This is a genomic window from Leptospira tipperaryensis, from assembly GCF_001729245.1.
Taxonomy (GTDB): Bacteria; Spirochaetota; Leptospiria; order Leptospirales; family Leptospiraceae; genus Leptospira; species Leptospira tipperaryensis.
Genome location: NZ_CP015217.1, coordinates 2,927,912 through 2,948,535, shown reverse-complemented (window position 1 = coordinate 2,948,535; position 20,624 = coordinate 2,927,912). Strand labels below are relative to the sequence as shown.

Annotated in this window: 15 protein-coding genes and 1 tRNA gene; 10 read left to right on the top strand and 6 right to left on the bottom strand. The window is 43.4% G+C overall.

The window, feature by feature from the left end:
- The first annotated feature begins 27 nt into the window (after positions 1 to 27).
- Together A0128_RS13785 and A0128_RS13780 are read left to right on the top strand one after the other, a co-directional pair.
- Positions 28 to 804, top strand: coding sequence for a hypothetical protein (locus A0128_RS13785; RefSeq protein WP_069608043.1), 777 nt, complete (start codon positions 28 to 30; stop codon positions 802 to 804).
- A gap of 92 nt (positions 805 to 896) precedes the next feature.
- On the top strand, positions 897 to 1,286 hold the full coding sequence (locus A0128_RS13780; protein WP_069608042.1) for a MauE/DoxX family redox-associated membrane protein: 390 nt from the start codon (positions 897 to 899) through the stop codon (positions 1,284 to 1,286).
- A gap of 681 nt (positions 1,287 to 1,967) precedes the next feature.
- On the opposite strand, the gene A0128_RS13775 is transcribed toward A0128_RS13780, so the two are convergent.
- Positions 1,968 to 2,051 (bottom strand) — tRNA-Leu (locus A0128_RS13775).
- 20 nt (positions 2,052 to 2,071) lie between these two features.
- The gene (locus A0128_RS13770) at positions 2,072 to 2,476 is read right to left on the bottom strand and encodes a PaaI family thioesterase (protein WP_000648186.1); all 405 of its coding nucleotides are present in this window, start codon (positions 2,474 to 2,476) and stop codon (positions 2,072 to 2,074) included.
- A gap of 129 nt (positions 2,477 to 2,605) precedes the next feature.
- On the opposite strand from A0128_RS13770, the gene A0128_RS13765 reads away from it, so the two are divergent.
- Positions 2,606 to 4,750, top strand: a complete 2,145-nt coding sequence (locus A0128_RS13765; RefSeq protein WP_069609302.1) for a hypothetical protein — start codon at positions 2,606 to 2,608, stop codon at positions 4,748 to 4,750.
- An 11-nt stretch (positions 4,751 to 4,761) separates the two neighbouring features.
- Here A0128_RS13765 and A0128_RS13760 read toward each other — a convergent pair whose 3' ends face one another.
- Genes A0128_RS13760 through A0128_RS13750 form a run of 3 tightly spaced genes read right to left on the bottom strand, consistent with a single transcriptional unit; the run spans position 4,762 to position 6,820 of the window.
- Positions 4,762 to 5,847 (bottom strand): DUF5777 family beta-barrel protein, encoded by a 1,086-nt coding sequence (locus A0128_RS13760; RefSeq protein WP_069608041.1) that lies wholly within the window; start codon positions 5,845 to 5,847, stop codon positions 4,762 to 4,764.
- Positions 5,829 to 6,371 carry a YceI family protein gene (locus A0128_RS13755; RefSeq protein ID WP_245667252.1) on the bottom strand — a complete coding sequence of 181 codons (543 nt, stop codon included), beginning with the start codon at positions 6,369 to 6,371 and terminating at the stop codon, positions 5,829 to 5,831. Before A0128_RS13755 ends, A0128_RS13760 begins: the two co-directional genes overlap by 19 nt.
- Positions 6,372 to 6,391: 20 nt before the next feature.
- Positions 6,392 to 6,820, bottom strand: coding sequence for an LIC11213 family lipoprotein (locus A0128_RS13750; RefSeq protein WP_069608040.1), 429 nt, complete (start codon positions 6,818 to 6,820; stop codon positions 6,392 to 6,394).
- 358 nt (positions 6,821 to 7,178) lie between these two features.
- Here A0128_RS13750 and A0128_RS13745 point away from each other — a divergent pair, with 358 nt between their 5' ends.
- From A0128_RS13745 to A0128_RS13735, 3 genes are all read left to right on the top strand, one after another.
- The gene (locus A0128_RS13745; protein WP_069608039.1) at positions 7,179 to 7,847 is read left to right on the top strand and encodes a transglutaminase-like domain-containing protein; all 669 of its coding nucleotides are present in this window, start codon (positions 7,179 to 7,181) and stop codon (positions 7,845 to 7,847) included.
- 316 nt (positions 7,848 to 8,163) lie between these two features.
- Positions 8,164 to 9,888 (top strand): methyl-accepting chemotaxis protein, encoded by a 1,725-nt coding sequence (locus A0128_RS13740; RefSeq protein WP_083244128.1) that lies wholly within the window; start codon positions 8,164 to 8,166, stop codon positions 9,886 to 9,888.
- Positions 9,889 to 10,016: 128 nt separating this feature from the next.
- A complete protein-coding gene (locus tag A0128_RS13735) occupies positions 10,017 to 10,907 on the top strand; it encodes a heparin lyase I family protein (RefSeq protein ID WP_156781843.1) in 891 nt (296 codons plus the stop codon).
- Positions 10,908 to 11,185: 278 nt separating this feature from the next.
- Here A0128_RS13735 and A0128_RS22140 read toward each other — a convergent pair whose 3' ends face one another.
- Positions 11,186 to 11,611, bottom strand: a complete 426-nt coding sequence (locus A0128_RS22140; protein WP_069609300.1) for a DUF1499 domain-containing protein — start codon at positions 11,609 to 11,611, stop codon at positions 11,186 to 11,188.
- 593 nt (positions 11,612 to 12,204) lie between these two features.
- On the opposite strand from A0128_RS22140, the gene A0128_RS13725 reads away from it, so the two are divergent.
- The 4 genes from A0128_RS13725 (at position 12,205) to A0128_RS13705 (ending at position 20,573) form a co-directional block, all read left to right on the top strand.
- Entirely contained in the window at positions 12,205 to 12,786 is a 582-nt protein-coding gene (locus A0128_RS13725; protein WP_069609299.1) for a peroxiredoxin, read from the top strand.
- Between the two features lie 636 nt (positions 12,787 to 13,422).
- Positions 13,423 to 14,838, top strand: a complete 1,416-nt coding sequence (sufB, locus tag A0128_RS13720) for a Fe-S cluster assembly protein SufB (protein WP_069608036.1) — start codon at positions 13,423 to 13,425, stop codon at positions 14,836 to 14,838.
- A gap of 537 nt (positions 14,839 to 15,375) precedes the next feature.
- Positions 15,376 to 16,461, top strand: a complete 1,086-nt coding sequence (locus A0128_RS13710; RefSeq protein WP_069608034.1) for an Lcl C-terminal domain-containing protein — start codon at positions 15,376 to 15,378, stop codon at positions 16,459 to 16,461.
- 140 nt (positions 16,462 to 16,601) lie between these two features.
- On the top strand, positions 16,602 to 20,573 hold the full coding sequence (locus A0128_RS13705) for a PAS domain-containing sensor histidine kinase (protein WP_069608033.1): 3,972 nt from the start codon (positions 16,602 to 16,604) through the stop codon (positions 20,571 to 20,573).
- Positions 20,574 to 20,624 lie beyond the last annotated feature (51 nt).

Here is a 20,624-nt window from a genome sequence, read left to right as displayed (position 1 = left end):
AAAGTAGAATCGGATTCTTCCGGAAGTATGAAAAATATTCTTCAGGATCCGGACTTTCCGATTTTGATCCGTGCGTATCGTGCTTCTCTCATTCAAAGATATTCTCCATCCAACTTAGAACGTTATTCCGACCTCGTAAAAATTCCAAGACCTGTCATCGATACTCTACTCCAATACTTTCTGCAATTACTCTATCCCGAGTATGAAGGAAGGGTTCTGCTTGACGGTGCGTTCCATTCTCTCTCGGGTTTTGTTCACAGCCCATCGAAGGTTTTTGGTCTGATCGGTTCGCTCGGTGCGGCGGCATTTAGTTTTGGAAGACATCTCGGAGCCGCGTTTAAGACAGGGTTTGCCGCATTGAATTCTTATCTAACCGCTAGACATTTTGAAGCTCTGATGTTCGAGTTCACAAAAGAAGAATTAAAAAAAGGAAACAACCCCGAGGACCCGATCGTCTTTGATAGAATCATCGCGCAGGTCCCCAAAAAGGAAGCGGACCAATTTCGAGACGATATCGTAAAATTGTTCGGAACTCTTTCCAACAGAGAACTTTTACAAAAGATCGTAACGATGATGAAGGCGATCGTTTCCAGGATGGAGCACAAAACAAAAACATATACAAAAGAAGAAGTCGAAGGGATCCGCCTCGGTCTATCGATCCTGCAAAAAGGAGAAGAACTTTTCTTAAGTCTTTCCGACGAAGAGATGAAAATGATCTTAACCGCGATCGAGAGGATTGAAACCGATTTTTTTGAAGACGCTCTTCGGAGAAACGGTAAGCTCGAAGCGTCGAAAACGGTTTAACATTCCTTTGTCATTTTTATAATTTTACGAAAATGCCTTGCGGGTAGCTTTCGAAATTGTTAGAATATGGGCCTTATTACGAGGTAAGGTCTATGAAAAAAATATTAGATTGGACAGTACGAATCGTCGCGGTGGTCATTTTGATTCCCGCTTTTTATTTTAAACTTTCCGGAGCCGATCGTTCGATCGCGACTTTTTCCGCGTTGGATGCGGAGCCTTTCGGACGTTACGTCGTCGGCTTTGCAGAATTGGCCGTTGTGTTGCTTCTCCTGATTCCACAGACGAGTTGGTTGGGTGCGATGTTGGGAAGTGTCATTATGATCGGCGCCATCGGTTCCCATATTTCCGTGTTAGGTTTTCAAGGCGGCGCGGGCGTTTCCTTTATTTTAGCTCTTGTCGTTCTCACTTGCAGCCTCATCGAACTCTACGCGAGCAAAGAACGTAATCCGATCTTTACGAAAATTTTTGCCGGTCAGGATTGAGTTTTTTAAAATTTGAAAAGTATGAGTTCCTACTTTTCAAAGTGGAAGACGCGGTTTTCATTTTTCATTCTTATCGCGAAAGATTTCTTCTGAAATTTCTTTTGAGGGAGTTCCCACAAAGTTTTGTCGGTGAAACAAGAATCGAAAAAGGTTAAGATGGATATCTCTTTTAAAAAGTGTGAGTTCCTACTTTTCTTTTTTGTAACGAAAGAATTTTTCCTTTCAACGCGGTAGGGATCGAAGCGGGGTCAAGTGATTTCACTTGACCGTAGCTGAGAGCCCGGTCCTGCAAGCTCTGCGAATCGCCTTTTCTACAATGAAACTCCAGGAACCGCCCCCAATGGTTTGAAGGAATCCTGCCTGATAGAATCTTAAATTTGGCGATGGGGCGACTCGAACCGACACAGATTTGCTCACGTGGATTTTGAAAGGAAAGTTAGATCTTAAATTTGGCGATGGGGTGACTCGAACCGACACAAAGTTGTTCACGCGGATTTTGAAAAAGAAAGAAAAGTTAGAATTTAAAATTAGCCTGATGGGGCGACTCGAACTGACACAGAGTTGCTCACGTGGATTTTGAAAGGAAAGTTAGATCTTAAATTTGGCGATGGGGCGACTCGAACCGACACAGAGTTGCCCCCGGTGGATTTTGAAAGGAAAGAAAAGTAAGAATCTAAAATTTGCCGATGGTCGGACTCGAACCGACACAGAGTTGCCCCCGGTGGATTTTGAATCCACTGCGTCTACCAGTTTCACCACATCGGCGGTTTGATTGCAAAGAAGGATCAGTCGTCTACTTCGATGTATTTGCCTTTTCCACGGGCTACGATCTTTCCGATCTCGTTTTCGATTTCCGCTCTGTTTTCAATTACTTTTTTGTTCTTCTTCACAAACCATCCGCGAAGATGGAGCGGTTGATTGACAAAAGCGGGTTGTAAAAAACGAATCGTGAGTTCGCCAGTGGTTGTTTTGAAATTCATGGCCTCGTTAATTTTCACCATGATTTCGTCTAAGATCGTAGATATAATTCCTGGGTGGATTACATCAGGCTGACCTTGAAACTTTTCCGGACAAGTGAAGTCACCATAAGCAGACTGCGTATCTTCATCAAAGGTGATTTTCAATTGAAGTCCGTCCGGATTGTCTGGACTGGATCCAAAACTTAAGTTTGCCCGAACCGAAGCTTTCATAAGTCAGAAATATACTATACATCCATGGCGTCAATTACAAAAAGAAGGCCGAATGGGTTCAAGATCGACACCCACTTCTGTCGATTTTAAGAACAGTAGCTTCTCCCAATGACAACACTCCTCTTATTCATGTTAGGCCTTTTATCCGCGGGGGCAGGCGCGTACACTCTCTTTCGAGATAAACCTCCTTCCAAAGAAGGTGATTCCGGTTCCGGAAAATCTTCTCCCGGAAGCGCAGGCCCAGGCGGTGGGACTAACGCTAGAGGCGATAGAGGAAAGGAGATTCCTGTTTCTCAGTCCGGAGGAGCTCCGACTTCTCCTTCCTCCGCTGGTTCTCCCCAAGGTTCGGGAGGAGGCACCCCAGCTCCTTCTTCCGGAGCCGGTCTTGGGTCCGAGGATGCAAGAAAACACAAAGAGCAATTCCCAGGTCTCCGCAAAAAACCTAAATTAGATCTAAAGAATAAAGTCGACGATATCATCCGCAATAATTCCAAATTTGCGAATCATCGCCGTCCACTTATCAACGCGGAAGCTCTCGTAGATAAGGAAAGTTACAACGGTGCATTAGAAATTTATAAAAGAACCAAGGGCCGAGTTCCGGACGAAGAGATCCAGGGAAAGATTCAGGAGAATATCGATCAGATCGAAAATCACCTGGAGAGCGACGAAGAGGAAGTCTATCGTCCCGAAAATTACGACGGCCCCCCGATTCCTCTTGGTGATTTGGTCCGTGCGATCAAGGACATCAGTGAGTCATTAGGCGATACGATTTCAAAAGGATTTGGAAATCCGATTTCCCTACCTCTTTCTCCCATGGATCCGGGAGCGATTCCCGGTCCTCCGACTCTTCCAGGAAATCTGACACCTGGTCCGGTCTCTTATCATATTTTCAGTCCTGGTCCTGCGCTTCCTCCGGGAAGTATCCCACCTCCAAGTCCTGGTTCTCCAGGCGGAGCTCCGACTAGTTTTATTCCTTCTTTCCCGGGAGGAGGCGGATCTTCAGGTGGTGGGGGCGGTGCCTCCGGAGGTGGAGGAGCTGGGATTCCCGGTGAAGCGGGTGTCGGAAGTCCAGGATCTTCCGGAGGCGGGGGTTCAGGCGGTGGAGCTTCTGCAGGAGGATCGGGTTCCCCTGGAGGTGGAGGCGGCTTTCCAGGAGGTTCCGGCGGTGGGAGCGCTGGTTCTCCTTCCAGTGGTGGAGGAAGTCCAGGTGCAAGAGATTCCGGAGAACATCTGGATCCGAACGCGATGGATCTTCCCGAAGATACTTTCTTTTCGGAAGAATGGGAAAAGTTCAAAGATCTTCCCCTTGTAGATCGAAGAACGGGAGAAAGTCGGAGGTCCGGAGGAGATCGAAGAGGACAGGATCCGAATCGTAAAGACCGCCGAGACGGAGACGACCGAAGAAGAGAAGATCTCTTCAAACTTCGAGACGAATATCTCAAACAAAAAGAAGAGCAGAAAAAAAAAGAGAGGGAAGAAGCGCCTCCAGAAGAGAGCGCTCCGGAACTATCGGACTATGACTGGCCGGATGCTCCGCAGAGAGACGACCTTCCTCCCTTCTTAGCTCCTGTAGTTCCTAAGATCGAACTCGTTCCGATCCTACTTCCCGATCCGACCGATAAAACCGTTCGTCCGGAAGAAGAACCTCCGAAAGCGCCGTCGCCTTCTCCACTGGGAGAATTAAAATTCGATTCTCTTCCGGCTCCTTCCGAGGGTCTGGAAAAGGAAGTCAAACCATTAGAACTTCCTGATATAGGTCTTCCCGATCCGGAATATCAAAAGACCACGGAATCGACTCCCGAGATTCCTCATCTCGCGCCGGCGTCTTCGCAAGGAGAAGAACAAGCTCCCGAGATCGAAGTTTTAGAAGGTGGACTCGAACCTTTTGACGAACAGGGAAATGAAGAGGGAGGAGAGGAATCCGGAGGTTCTAAAGACGAAGAACCTCGAATGATCCACGGGATTCTGGAACTCAAACCTCCGGAAGTGGACGACGCTCCGTTTTTGACTCTTACTTACGATTTTGGAAAAATTCCTCACGCGTTTAAACTATCTAAAAATTACAGTATTATGGAATACTCATACTATAAATACAAGCCGATGCTCGTAAAAGCCCAGGAGTTTGCGAGAAGAAAGATGTTAAAGAACGCTCTCAATTACTATCGTGTCATCAAATCCCAAAATATCCCCCCGGAACTCAGAAAGATGATCAACCGAAACATCAAGGACATCACCGAGTTTATGGAAAAATATCTTATGGCGAAGGGCGGTTAAACCCTTCTTCTTTAATTTGTTTTTTCGGAAGCCGGCTTTTCCGAACTCTCCAGAGAAAAATGACGATGGATGTTAAAACCGATCGTCCATTCTTTCTTATCATAATTGAAGTCGGCTCCGCGAAGCAGTTGTGTATGCGCGATTGCACGGCTGTTGGTGACAAAAAACTGAAACACGTGACCGCCCGTTTCAAAGTCCACGCCGAAACTCATAGGAACCGAAGTGTATTCCACTGGTTTGGAAAGAAGAATGTTGTTCACCGCGGCGTCGATCGTTTTCCCTCTCGCGATGAGATCGTTTATTTCGGAAGCTGAATATTCCACACCGCCGATCTTTGTCTTTCTATCTTCCGTATTGTAAGAATCTCCAACGTAATCTCTTTTCGGAGTGAGAATCGTACCAAACGTAAAGTCCACTCTTTTAAAAAGATGGAGACGGAACGAAACATCCAAACCCGTTCGATCGTTGGAAAGATGGTCTTTGACGTAGTTTCTGTGAACGAACATCGGAGAGAGTTGAATCGAAAGGACGTCGTTGAATCTTCTGGAAATTAGGAAAGAAGCGAGAGTGCTCTGGCGATCCTGATAACTGAGTTCATACGTGTTTAACTGTTTTTCTAAATTCGAATCGACGGTCGGAATTCCGGTCGTAGGACGAAGGTAAGGACCGAAGAATTGTTCTTGTTTCGAAGTCTCTTGACCGAACACTCCAAAAAAACTCATCGTAACGGGAAAACTCGAATCTTGAGTTAAAAGACGAATCTTCGATCTTGCCTCATAGGTCTTCTGAAACGAAGTCCTCGCGATTCCGACGGTGATTCGATCCGTAACTCCGTAGTCCAAGGAAAGTTGTGTATTGGCTCCGTTATCCAAACCGAGAAAATCATAGGAAGTGGACTTTGCGTCCCCAAACCTGTGATTGAATCGGAAGTCGAGACCGTTTTTGCCAACGTCTTCCGTGCTCGGCATGTGGATCAAGCTGGTTCCTAAGAATGCGGATTTTCTCTGTTCTTGAGAAAAGACCGGAGAAATAAACGTAAGAAAAACAAACGGGACGATAAAAAGAAAAGCGCGGTAATTCATTCTTTGCTCTGCCATAGGATGCTGGTTTCGATTCTTATTTTTTCATTGAGTTTCAAGATTACTAATTTAGGAATTTCGATTTTAAAGTCTGTTAGAATCACTTCAAAATTCGAACGGATCAAAAAGTCTTTTTCCTTTTCCTCGATCGTTCCTTGAATTTTAAAATTCTTTTTTGTAATTCCGTGTAAGCTGAAATCGCCTTCGATCTCTACCGTTTTGGTTTTGAGATCCCATTTTGTAATCAATCCTGCGAAGGAAGCGATCGGATGTTGTTCCGTTTCGAGATAGTTCTCGTGCATGTGATTGTTCATCAATCGATTGGGAACGTTCAACGCGTTGAGATCGACTCGAATGACGACTCTCTTCGTATCCAAGTTCGCGGAACCTTCCGCTTTCGAAACGGTTCCACGAATTGTTTCCTGAGGCGCTTCGCTCAAAAATTGAATGTTCGCTTCTTTTACGACCAGTTCTTTCGATTTCTTTTCGGAAAGAAGGCCGGTCGCAGAAATCGTAAATACGATCCCAAGAAGAAGCGAAATTCTTTTCGTTTGAGAGGGAATCAAGGATTGGCTCCTTTGAGAGTCCAGCAGTAGACGGCCTTGTTGATCGAATTGTTGTTATAGAGTCTCATGGATCCGGAATTGATTTTAATAAAAAGCAAACTTCCTTTCGGATTTCCCACGGTGACTCTGTTTCTTACGCTGCTGTAAGAAGTGATGTCAAGGCCTGCGTTTGCATTTCCCGCGCTGTGACAGGTGGAACATGTGGCGGTGGTTCCGGCAACTCCCAGTGTAGCGAATGCGGGAGCGGGATCCGTACAGTCTGCGTCCGTAACTTCCTTCAAGGGAGTTGTCGAACCCAAAAGGAAACCAAGATTTTTTAAAGAATCTTCTTTATCCGAACTCTTTTGATTTTCACAATTCCAAAAGATGGAAGAAACAAAGAGTAATACGATTCCGATTCGAACGTGATTGTGAATTTTATTCATAAAATTCTCCTTTGATTACTTTGCGAAGGTTTCGCAAAGAGTTTTGATTTTCATTTCCAAATTTGTGTAGCAGGGCCTTTACAAAAAATCAAAATTGAAGAAATTATTTTTATTGGAACCAACTCCCGATAATCTGGAAGGTAATCGATTTTGTATAAAAACGATTTGGTTCTTTTCGACAATTCTTTGTTGTTTATTTAAGCTGATCGATTTTAAATCAATAGAGCGATCTTGAAAATTTTGGCGATTCTTTTTTATTGATTCGAAAACCCATTTTCATTTTTGAATGCGATTCCCGGTGGACGGAAAGTTTGTATAACAAAAGATGGGAAGGAAATCTTTCTTTAAAAGGTTAGGGATGAAAATCATGCAATCCTTGGATTCTTACTTACTTTCTACGTATTATTTCGATCACGATTCTGCTTCCGTTCTCAAGTTTATAGAAGAATGCACAAGTCCTGACAATTCTCCTCTCGAAAAACTGAAAGAATTTTATCTGGGTGTGAGAGATAAGATTCGATACAATCCTTACGTGGTCGCCGATTCAAAAGAATCGTATCGAGCGAGTAAGATCGCCGAGAGTAAACAAAACTATTGCATTCCAAAATCTCTTCTCTTTGCGGCGGGAGCTCGTACGTTAGGATTTCCTTCTAAGATCGGATTTGCGGACGTAGTCAATCATCTTGCGAGTGAACGTCTGATCAAAGTTTTGGGAACTACAACATTCGCTTATCATGGATATGCAGAAATTCTAATAGACGGAAATTGGATCAAAGCCACTCCCGTTTTTGATCAGGATCTTTGTAGAAAGTTCGGAGTGGAACCTCTTGATTTTGACGGAACCCGGGACAACGTCTTTCATTCCTTTGACGGAAAAGGGAAGAAATTTATGGAATATGTAAATCAAAGAGGGGTTTTTGATGACTTTCCATTTGAATTCGTGATTCAAGGTTTGAAAGATTTTTATCCGGACGTTTTTGGAAAAAGTCTGAAAGGCGATCTGAGAAACGAAAAACCAGCTTCTTAATCCGATTTCCGCTCGGGACGCTTTCGATAATCCAAGAAATTCATATAGAATTCCTTTTAGTTTCTTTTTCAAAACGTGAGTTTTCCGTCGTTTTTGAACGAGCTTACGTAAGCCGCCTTCCTAACTTATACAATAGAATCGAATCCTTCTTATGTTTCCTGCTATTTCGGTTTAACGAATTCCTTTGGTTTTACTTTTTCATTCTAAGAATTCACTCTAATTTCAGTTTATAATCTCGAACAGCCTAAGAGAAAAACCGAAATGAAAACACTTGACTGACCCCTTAAGTTATATTAAGATTGGCGCCCTTAAACTTATGAAAACAATATATAGATTCATTCAAAGATTGGGCATTCGAAAAAAATTGATGCTCCTCTTTGGATCGGTTTTGATTCCAATTGCAATCTTAGTGGCGCTCGCTTTGATCAACACGAAAGATCGAATCGAGGACATAGAGACGATCTACGAAGATCGAGTCATTCCTCTAAAACAACTCAAAAAAATCTCCGATCTCTATGCGATCAATATCGTGGACTGCGTTCACAAAGTAAGAAGCGGCGCTTTTACTCCCGAAGAAGGAGTGATCAACTTAGACAAGGCGAGCACAGGAATACAGAAAGAATGGGCCGCTTACAGTTCAACACATCTTGTTCCGGAAGAACAAACTATCATTGAAGAATTGAATCCTCTTTTTGCCGCTTCCAACTCCGCTGTAGAAGAAGCTCGCGCTTTGATGCTGGCAAAAGACTTTGCTGGTTTAGGATTTTTTGCGGAAAACAGATTGTATCCGAAGATCGATCCCGTGACCGAGAAGATAGAAGAGCTGATTCAAGTTCAGTTGAGAATCACGGATAAGATTTATATCAAAGCAGAAAAAGAATTCGAGTTTAGCTGGATCGTCTTTACCTTTCTTTCGGGTGTGACTTTGAGTTATATTCTTTTGATCGCGATTGTTTATTCGATTCAGCTCGTCAAAGGGTTGAACTCTGTGAGTCGAGCGATCAACAACGCAGATTTTTCTCATCCGGTGGATGTGGAAGAGGATTCTAAGAAAAAAGACGAACTCTACTTTTTGCTCATCGCCTTTCGTCTTTTTCAAATCAAGGTAAAGGGAATGTTGGATACGATTCTTAACTTTTCGGAAAGTATCGTTGCGGCTTCCGAACAACTTTCTCAATCGGCGGATCATCTTTCTTCCAACGCACAATCCGAGTCTGCTTCCGTAGAGCAAATCTCCGCCTCCGTCGAAGAGATCAGTTCCGGAATGGAATACGTAAATCAAAACGCGGAATCTCAGTATGCTCTGATTTCTTCGTTTAACGGAGAAATGCGGGAACTCGAAGGGATGATCAATCGAGTCGGAGAAGCGGTTAAGAATTCTTTGAACAAAATTTCGGAGATGTATCTCAAGACCGACTCCGGTAAGAAGACGATGGGAGATCTTACGGACAGTATGGGGAAAATCGAAAACAGTTCTGTGGAAATGCAATCGATCACGGCTATCATCAAAGAAATATCGGAAAAGGTGAATCTACTCGCTCTAAACGCAGCGATCGAAGCGGCGAGGGCTGGCGAACACGGAAGGGGTTTTGCCGTAGTCGCCAGCGAAATCACAAGACTTGCGGAGCAGACCGATTCGAGCGCGATGACGATCGAAGAACTGATCAAGACGAGTAACGCAGAAATCGAAACCGGAAGAAGAATCGTTGAGAATTCCGTAATCGTCTACGCGGAAATTTTGAGCGGACTCGAACACTTAAAAGAATCCTCGAATCAAATCGTTGCCACGATGGAACTTCAACAAGAGAAAAAAGAAAAGATTCGTTTCGGAGTGGATCAAGTCGACGCGAAGTCCGAAGAAATCAGAAACTCAGTTAAGGAACAAAAGGTAGCGATCGCCGAAACAGCAAACGCGGTATCCAATATTTCCATCACCGTTCAAAATAGCGCCGCCAATTCGGAAGAGATCGCGGGAAGCGCCGTGAGTCTTTTGCAGATTGCAAAAAATTTACAAGATACGATGAGTTTCCTGAAGGGCTGAGATTTTTTTCTCTTCTTTTGGAAATAAATTTCCAAAAGAAGAGAATTCGATTTCAATTGTATGTTCCTAAGTATGAGACGCGCGTTAAAAATCGTTTTGTTATTTGATTTTCTCTCGCGGAAATATTCTTGAAAAGAAACCCAATGCAAACTTACAGACAAAGCTCATTGAATTCAAAATGGAGAATCAAAATTTTCCTTTTTGTTTGTATCGGTCTTTTGAATTTCTGTAGTCAGAAGGAAGAAGACATTCAAACCCAGGCCTTGTTTCTTTTGGGAGCCTACGATCAAGCTCAGTGTGCTCCGGAAGTAAATCTTGCGAGAACACAGGCCAATCGAACCTTCTTTACTTCCTTTGAATCCGTGAATGATTTTTCCAATTTTTATATAGTTCCTCAGAACTATCAAGGGAGCGCGTCTCACGATCTTTCGACTGAGCAGGTTTTGAGCGGAACAAAATCGCATAAGGGTTGGATCTATTCGGCTTATAACCCGACCAATCCTTGGATCAACAACAATCACCGAGGATATCCTACGATTCAGCTTCACAAAACTTCAGGGGGAAGTTTTGTAACTCCGGTTTTGATTACGTTTAACGTTTGGTTGGATATGAATCTGCGAAAGATGTCTCCGGAGAATGAGTGGTTTAGTTTCGCGACGATTGCAAACGATTCATCCGATGCTTGGAATAGTCCCGTCCTTGTGAATTTGAGTTACGACGGTTTTGTTCATCTGATGCACGTTCCTTCTATGGGCCAAAAGATTACTTCCTTTCAAAATAATTCTCTTACGTTTCCAAACTCTCAGTGGGTTCAACTCAAGATCTTTTTGGATTTTCAAAATCCGGAAGGTGTTGTGAAGGTCTGGCAAAACGGAACTCTTGTTTCTCAGGCGAAAGTCTATTGCAGAAAAAAAACGATCGCTCAACTTCATTTTGGTCTCTATGCACCTCCGACCATCTCTTCCGGTTCGGTTTTTAATGATGATCTGAAGATCGAAGAAATCGACGGGAGTCTTTGAGCCTTTCCCTTTTTGGAAAAGATAAGAATCTTCGCAATTTTATTTAAGAACTGACTTGAAGTCCGTTTGCAAGGATTTTTTACCGCTAATGGTTTGTCGTAAGAATGCACCCGCGAGAGGGATCGAAGCGGAAATCCTGCGATGCTTTTGGAAATCGAATTTCCCATCGCAGATTGGAGCGAAGAGCCCGGTCCTGCTCTTTTTCTTACGCCTCTTTTTGAAAGACGTCATAGCAGGACTCGCCCAGAATATTCTAAAAAATGAATATTCTAAAAAGTTTATTCCCAGCCGAGTTCTTCTCGGAGATTGTTGAGTCTTCTTCGATTGGCAAGAAAGTCAAAAAGGCCGAGAATGGATTCGGAACGGATTTGAACCGTTTTTGTTTTTTCTTCAAATAAGAATTCCACGGTGTCCGGAAAGTGAAAGACCCTCGTATAAAATCGGGTTTTGATATAATTTCCGTTTTCTTCCAAAACGCTTACTCGATCCGCTTTCTCCAACTTTTCTTTTAGTTTTTGATAAGCAACTTCCTTCTCTTCGTTGTAATGAAACGGGTCGATATGATGGATCGGGTTGTAGCTGGAACTCTGACTCGAAACGCAGTTCGGTCGGGGGGAACAATAATTGAGTTCGTCTTCAAAGACTCCCGTTCGAGGGCCGATGAGAGTGGTGCAACAAAGGAGAATCAAAAGCGCTGTTTCCATATACTCATTCGACTCAGATTGGATTCTCTTTTGCGAGGTAATTTTAGTTTCGATTTTTTTAAAGTTTCTTTTGAATGTGTGAGTTCCTACTTTTTTGTTCCTTGAGTAAGAAGTTTTGAGATTGATGAATGCAGTGGAGACGTTTTGAAAAAAAAATCCACTGCGCTTTTCTTGCGGATCGTGTAAGAAGAATTCGCTTTCCTCTAGAAGGTCTTTGAGTGGTAAAAGTAGGAACTCCACCTTTTCTCGAAGATTTCCCTTCTCGCCAGTTTCTTTCTGCCTTGGAAGGTTAGGGAATGTCCACTTTTGAAGAAGAACGTCGGGGAGTTCCCACAACTTTTCCAGAAAAGACGGAACTTACCGGATACAAACCCCGATTTCGAGGATTCTTTCTTGCGGGTTCTCCTGTTTTTTGGAAAAGTAGGAACTCACACATTTGTCTTTCTCATGACTTTCAGCCGGAGTTCCGTCCAAAATTTTTTAGAATTAAAAAAAAATTAGAATCATTCTAAAAAATATTTGCTTCGGAGGGGTTGGAGGATACTATGGGAGGGTCTAAAGTTTCAAAACAAATTCACAAAGGAGAAACAAAAATGCCTCAGGTTACATCCCTAGCGCCGGACTTTAAAGCAGAAGCTGTTCTTGGAAAAGAAATCAAGGAAATCAAACTTTCCGATTACAAAGGAAAATGGGTAGTTCTATTCTTCTATCCTCTCGACTTCACTTTTGTCTGCCCGACTGAGATCATAGAATACGATAACCAACTTGCAGAATTCAAAAAACTCGGAGCGGAAGTGCTCGGTGTTTCCGTGGATTCCGCGTTTACTCACTTAGCTTGGAAAAACACTCCGAAAAAAGAAGGTGGAATCGGCGATATCAAGTATCCTTTGATCGCTGATTTAACGAAGTCCATCTCCAGAGACTACAACGTTCTTACGGACGGAGGAGTTGCTCTCAGAGGAACCTTTATCATCGATCCAGCCGGAGTGATTCGTCAAGCTACGATCAACGACCTTCCAGTGGGACGTAATATCGAAGAAGCAATTCGTTTGCTCAAGGCATTCCAATTCGTTGAAAAACACGGCGAAGTATGTCCTGCGAACTGGGACGAAGGTAAAAAAACGATGGTTGCGGATCCTCAAAAATCCAAAGACTATTTCTCTGCAGTAAACTGATTTTTTCCTGTCCGCAGGCCTTTGCCTGCGGATGATGGTTCTTAAGTGATTGAGAGCACGGATTTGCGATAAGAACCCGGATTGTCCTTCCTCTTACGTTTCGTTTGGTAGAATGTCCCGAGAAGTTTCGGATCCAGAATTATAGTGAGTCGGGGTCTTTATGGATCTTTTTTAGATCACGGAAGAAACTTGAAAAAAACTCTCTTAGGCATAACCGTTCTTCCTAACATTCAATGAGAACGGAAACGAAAATCGCCGATGCGGAATTTTGTAGGAGTTCCCACAAAATTAGGGAAACTTTCTCATTGCAAAATTATGATTTTGTGATAAGGAAAATTCTCCGGAAACTCCCACCGCCCGCCCCGCCACCCAAATTCAGGGTGGGGTCAGCGAACTTTCACGAGTGAGCGTCGTAGTTCCGACAATTCTTGTTGAGATTCCACGTAGTTTGCGCGGGTAAGGAAAAGCTTCTGGGTCAACGGATATCGAGAACTTGAGCGTAACACGATTCGTGTCTCAGTTCGCAATAGAACTCAGTAATTTGCTCCCTTATGGGTCGCAAATTAGGTCGCAATAACTCAGCGGATCGTTTCCCTATGTGTCGCAATCCAAGTCTAACTTTCGGAGGCAAAGAAGATGGAACAAGTCCTGGAAAAAGAAGCCAATCAAGATGATCGGTTTTATCGCGCCGATAACTTCCCCAAAGGTCTGACCCGAAAGGTTGTAGAATCCATTTCTCATATTAAGAATGAGCCTTCCTGGCTTACCGAATTTCGCCTCAAAGCATTCGAAATTTACGAACAAAAGCCGATGCCGACCTGGGGATTCTTTCCTAACTTCAACGTAGACATCGATTCTTATACTCATTATATCGGATCCAACCAAAAGAAGAAAAAATCCTGGGACGAAGTCGATCCCGAAGTTTTGAAATCATTCGAACGTCTCGGAATTCCGGAACACGAACGAAAGTATCTCGCTGGAATCGAAGCGATGAACGATTCCGAAACCGTTTATGCAAACGTGAAGAAAGAATTGACCGATCTCGGAATTCTTTTCTGCGACATCGATACAGCTATTAGAGAATATCCCGATATCGTAAGAAAGTATTTGGGAACGGTCGTAAGCGTGGGAGACAACAAATTCTCAGCTCTCAACAGTTGTGTTTTTTCCGGAGGATCTTTTGCTTACGTTCCGAAAGGAGTAAAAACTCCGATGCCTCTTCAGGCATATTTCAAAGTTACCGCAGCTTCCTCCGGGCAGTATGAAAGAACATTATTGATTGCTGATGAAGGCGCTGAGATAGAATATTCGGAAGGATGTTCCTCGGTTCAAGACAAGGGAACCAACTTTCACACGGCCGTTGTCGAACTCGTCGCTCACAAAAACGCAAAGATCTTTTATACAACGATTCAGAACTGGAAGAAGAATATGTATAACTGGACCGTCAAACGCGGGTTATGCCATGAAAGAGGGCATATCACCTGGACCGACGTGAACATCGGCGCGAACACCGTGAAATATCCGGGAATCGTCCTTCAAGGGGATCATTCTACGGGCGATATTCTTTCTCTCGCGTTTGCGGGCGGGGGACAGATCCAAGACACGGGCGCGAGAATCATTCACGTAGGGAAGAACACACGAAGCAATATATTAGCAAAAGGTGTTTCTCTGGACGGAGGAATTAACTCTTACAGAGGACTCGTAAAGTTCACTACCGGTTCGGAAAATTCCTATTCTCACGTAAAATGCGACGGTCTCATGATGGACAATCGCTCTCAATCCCATGCGTATCCTTATAACGACGTTTCCGGACAACACGGAACCTTAAACTACGAGGCGACAGTTTCCCGTATCGACGAGGATCAACTTTTTTATCTTCAGTCTCGCGGCTTATCCGAAGACGACGCAAAACTTCTCATCATCAACGGATTCTGTGAAGGTGTTACCAAACATCTGAACGTAGAATATTCAGTGGAGATGACGAGACTCATTCGTATGATCTTGGAAGACGGGCACGTAATCCAGGAAAACAACGAATCCGTAGTAACCTAAAACCTAAACGATACGACGGAGAATTTTGTTTTTCCGTCGATATTTTTTTTGCGTAAGAATATTCATTTTATATGATATTCTTACGTTTCGTTTTTTCGAAAGCCCGCCTATCGAATCTTTTCTGAAATCCGGTCTTTTCCATTCTATAGAATCGATTTTTCTCTTTTTCAAAGTTTCCTATCGAATCAAATCCTAAACTTGTTTCCGGGTTCCTTTGCTAAAAGAATCCAAGGCCCCTTCCTTTTTTACAAAACGAATTCAAAATTCCCTAAATTCTTATTTTTGATTTTGGAAAAGAATGAAACGGCTTTCGCTTTATATCCATTGCTTTGTATTAAACAGACATCGAAAAACGGGTTCCCTTTCAAAAAATTTTGTGAAGCAAGTCGATCCAAGGTCAAAAGAATGGAAGCTTTTCGAGAATGTTTTTTTATAAAATTTCCTTGTTTTGAAAATTTCTTGACTAAACTGAATTTGAGTTTGTTACAATAGAGTATGTTCCGGGTATTCCTATTTATAATTGCATTATCCTTTTTTATGTTCTGCACTCCCGGAAAGGAACCTTACAATCCCGCGGTTCCTTATTCTCAAGCGTGGAAAGATACTGAGATTTTGAAATGTCTTCTTTTGCAAACACCGGAATGCGCCGGGTTTCTACCCAATTCGACAGGAGTTTACTTTCCGGAAAAGATCTCTGACACCGGACAAACACTCTGTTACGATACGACTACGAACATTCCTTGTTCGGACGCAACTTATCCGCGTCAGGATGCGGATTTCGTAAATCTTCCGTCGGCGCGCAGTTATACGGGGCCCACTTCTCATTCGGTTTATACGAATGATTATACGACATTGGACAATATTCGCGGTTTGATTTGGAAAACCTGTCCCGAAGGATTGAGCGGAAATCTTTGTACTATCGGAGGCGCGAATACTTATACATTCTCCACGGCTCCCGGAGCTTGTTCCGCTTTGAATTCCCTCAACTCCGGAGGCGGTTACGCAGGAATCAAAACCTGGAGACTCCCTTCGATCTATGAACTTTCACGTTTTGCAAATACGGAAAATCCCACCGGTGTGGATTCCGCAAACTTTCCGGGTAATCCGGCCACGACTTTTTATTCTTCCACGCCCTATTTGCTCAGTCCTGCAACAACGGGTTGGTATGTTTTTATGAACAACGGGTTTTACGATCAGATGAACTTCGGTACGGGGCCTTATGCCGTCCGTTGTGTTTCGGGAACTTCGCTTCAATCTCCTTCTCTTACGGATAACGGGAACACGACCATTACGGACAATCGAACCGGTCTTATTTGGCAGAGTTCCGGAGCGAGCACAGGCACTTGGCAACAAGCCTTGAGCACTTGTTCTGCATTGAATCTTGCGGGGTTAAGTTGGAGACTTCCAAACCTGAACGAACTGCAAAGCATCGTCGATTACTCGATTTCGAATCCTTCCATCAACGGGACGTTCTTTCCCGGAACCGCTTCTCAGTATTATTGGGCTTCGGGCACCGATCGTTTCAATCTAACATACGGTTGGTCGGTGTTTTTTAACAACGGTCTGATGGGCGGAAATGGAAAAGCCGCGGCCTGGTATTATCGTTGTGTTTCCGGTCCTTAAGCCGAGATTTCGCATTCCAAGATCGACATTGTAGATAGGACGTTTTATCGAGGTACGAAATTTTCCTAGTTTCAGTGTAAAATGATATTTCCTTTCTCGGATCTTGTTAGGAAATTGCCGTCTTTTACTATGAGTGCGACATGGAAACCCTAGATTCTCATCTCTTGAATTCCGAATTCTTTCGGCAAATTTTTGAAACCAGTAGAGATGGGATTGCAATCGCAAATCTGGACGGAACCTTCTTAGAAGCCAACCCGGCCTTTCTTTCTCTTACCGGTTATTCTATCGAAGAACTTCGCGAGATCACACTTTGGTCTCTCACACCGGATCATTGGATCGCTAACGAAAAAAGAATATTTGAAGAATATCTGCTTCCAACTGGGTATTCTCAGGAAATCGAAAAGGAATACATTCGTAAGGACGGAAGGATCGTTCCCATATGCGTAAAGGCTTATGTGATTCAGGACGATTCTAAAAAACCGATCGCGATCTGGGGAATCGTAAGAGATATCTCCGAACAGAAAAAAAACGAAAGTATTCAACAAAAACTTTATCACGAAGCAAAGGAAGGCTGGGACGCACTCAAAAGTATATTCTTACTCAATCCGCTTCCGATGGCCCTTACCGAAATCAAAACCGGAAAAATCTTGGAAGTGAATCAAAAGTTCGCGGAGCAAGTAGAATCTACGATCGAGAAGATTATAGGAAAAACAACTTTGGAGTTAAACCTCTGGTTTTCCGAGGAAGTCAGAGAAACGATTCTTTCCGAAATGAAACGCGACGGTTTTGTGGACGGAATCGAAATGCCATTTCGAACCACGACCGGAAAAGAATTCTGGGGTTTGTTTTCAGCGAAAGCGATCGAATACAAGGGAGAAAAAGTTCTTCTGAGTATTACGGTTCCTATGACCGATCGTATCAAAGAAGAGAAGGAAAAAGAAAAACTCTTAGACGAAGTTCGGGAAAAGGAAGAAATTCTCAATCAGATATTCCGTCTCAATCCATCCGCAATTACATTATCAAAATCGAATGGAGCTTATCTTTTCGTAAACGATCTCTTTTTGGAATATCTCGGAAAAACGCGAGAGGAAGTCCTGGGTAAGACCGCGGTTGAACTCGGAGCTTACTACGATACCGGAGATCGTGAAAAAATCATCAAAGGCCTCGAAAAAGACGGAGTTGTTCGAAATCTGGAAGTCAAAATACGGACTCCGGACGGAAAGATAAGGACCATTCTTTTTTCCGCGAGAATGTTGGATTTTTTAGGAGAGAAAAAAATTCTCGCGATCGGACACGATATTTCAGAGATCAAAGCCTATGCTCAAGAATTAGAATCTCTCGCAATGGAATTGGAACGAAGCAAGAGATTGTTTCAAAAATTATTTCAGCTCATTCCTTCTTCACTCGTTCTTACGGATTGGGAAAACCGCAAGATCATCGACGTCAACGAAAGATTTTTGGAAATGGTAAAACTCAAAAGAGAGGAAGTTCTCGGTAAGACCACTCCTGAAATCAAAGTCTGGGAAAACGCGGCAAACTTTAGAAAAGAAGTCTACGATGCTCTTTCCAAACACGATGAAGTTAAAAATTTAGAATCTACTTTTACTGCTTCGGACGGAACCGAAATTCCGATCCTCTATTCCGCAAGGATCACCGAGCTCGAAGGAAGAAAACACGTTATCTCTCTTGCGACCGATATTTCGGAAAAGAAAGCCGCAGAAGAGGAAAGAAAGGCTTTGGACGAAGAACTTAGATTGAGCAAGGATCTTTTCGAAAAACTATTCCAACTCAATCCGGCCGCCGTATCACTTTCCGATCTCGAAACGGGAATCTATCGTCAGATCAATCAATCGTACTGCGATCTTATCGGTTATTCGAGAGAACAAATCATCGGTAAATCATCCATCGACCTGGGGATTTGGAGAACTTCCATTGACCGAGCGACGCTCATAAAACAATTGCAAGAGAAGGGCGGAACCGGACCGATCGAAGCGAGCATACAAAGTTCGGACGGGACCGTTAAACACGTGTTATCCGGAAATCGCGTATTCCAGTGGAACGGAAAACCGATGTTACTCGCGCTTTTGATCGACGTAACTGATAAAAAAAGAATGGAAGCCGAAAGAGACGAATACTTCGCGAAGATGCAGGAAAGTAAGGACCTTTTCGAAATGGTTTTCGAAATGAATCCGGACACGATCACACTCAGCGATCTTCATACAGGAAAGTATATTAAGGTAAACGAACACTTTTCGGAAATGCTTCAGTATTCCAAAGATGAGACAAAGGAAAAGGGCGCGATGGAGCTCGGAATCTGGAAGGATCTGCAAGAAAGGGAAATCGTCGTAGAGAAATTGCAAAAAGACGGAATCGTAAGGGACTACGAAGTTCAGTTTCGAAGAAAGGACGGCAAACTGGTCGATACGCTTTTTTCGGCGCGTCTTGTCAATTTAGGAAACACTCCTACTTCCATCGCCATCACTCGGGATATTACTCAGATCAAAAACGCAACCTTAGAAAAGGAGGAGCAGGCAAAACAGATCGCATTACACGCGCAGGCTTTGATGGAGATGACGACAGATTCCGAATTCGCTTCCGGAAATTTAGAATCGGGAGCGAGAAAGATTGCGATTATGGCCGCGGAGGTTTTGAATTGTGATCGGGCAACGATTTGGATTTTTGACAATGATGACTTGAGCAGTTGGTCCGTAGTCGCCGGCTGGGATCGAAGAGATCAAAGATTTATCGAAAAAATACGGATGAATCTAAAACTATATCCTCGTTATTCCGAATCGATTCTCAGGGATCGATTTGTGGATGCGACCGACGTGATCAACGATCCACGCACTTTCGAATTGTCTAATGATTATAGCATTCCCTTGGGAATCGTTTCCCTACTCGACGTTCCTTTTTTCGTAAGAGGAAGAATCAAAGGTATCGTCTGTTTGGGACACAGAGGCGAGTTGAGAAAGTGGAAGGGTTACGAAAAACAATTCGTATTGACGATCGCCGAACAAGTCACACAACTTTTGTTAAACGCTGAAAGAAAAGAAGCAAAAGAAGAATTGGAAAAAGCAGTTCTTGTAAGAACCTCCGAATTAGCACAGGCTCTGGAGAATTTACAAAAGACCCAGGAACAACTGATTCTTTCCGAAAAAATGGCTGCCCTAGGACAACTCGTAGCCGGAATCGCACACGAGATCAACAATCCGTTAGGCGCCATCTCGGCGTTGAGCGGAGAATTGAGGGCGTATCTAAATTCCTCTGCGGATCGAATGGAAAGGCTCGGCCCGGAACTTTCCACTGTCAACGGGGATTATGTGCACAATCTTTCCGAGTTGATCCGAAAGGGAATCGAGAGTAAGGAAAGTATTCTTCCTCGAGAAAATCGAAGAACCGTTTTGAATGAACTTCGAACTCGTTTGAAAACTCTTGGATTTGAAAACTCGCACGATATTGCGGATCGGCTTTTAGACAACGGAATCCCCCAAGCATTGGATGAATTTCCGACCCTTTTTGACAATTCCGTACATTATCCTCTTCTAAAGTTCGCGTTAGATGAAATACAAACATATAAAAACATTCTTTCGATACGATTGGCGGTGGATAGAACTTCTAAGATCGTTTATGCGCTTAAAAACTACGCTCATATCGATACGGAAGAAAGTAGAGGGAAGGTCGTAACCGATCTCGCCGAAAACATTGAAACCGTTCTCACGATCTATCACAACAAGATCAAAAGCGGAGTGGAACTCGAACTGGAGTTTTCTACGCGTCCGATCATCAAAGCCTATCCGGATGATTTAGTGCAGGTCTGGACCAATCTTATCTATAACGCGCTTCAGGCGATGAAGTTTAAGGGAAAGATAAGGATTTCCACCTTGGAATCGGAAAAGGAAGTAAGAGTTTCTATCGAAGACAATGGACCCGGAATTCCTTTGGAGATGCAGGAGAAAATTTTCGATCCTTTCTTTACCACCAAAGGCCCCGGAGAAGGAAGCGGATTAGGTTTGGATATCTCCCGAAGAATCATAAAAAAACACGAGGGAAGAATCGAACTCAACTCGGAACCGGGAAAAACAGTCTTTCACGTCATTCTTCCGAAAGAATAAGTCTCATTGTTCCGTCGGTTCTTGATTTTGTAATATTCTATTTTTGGAAAT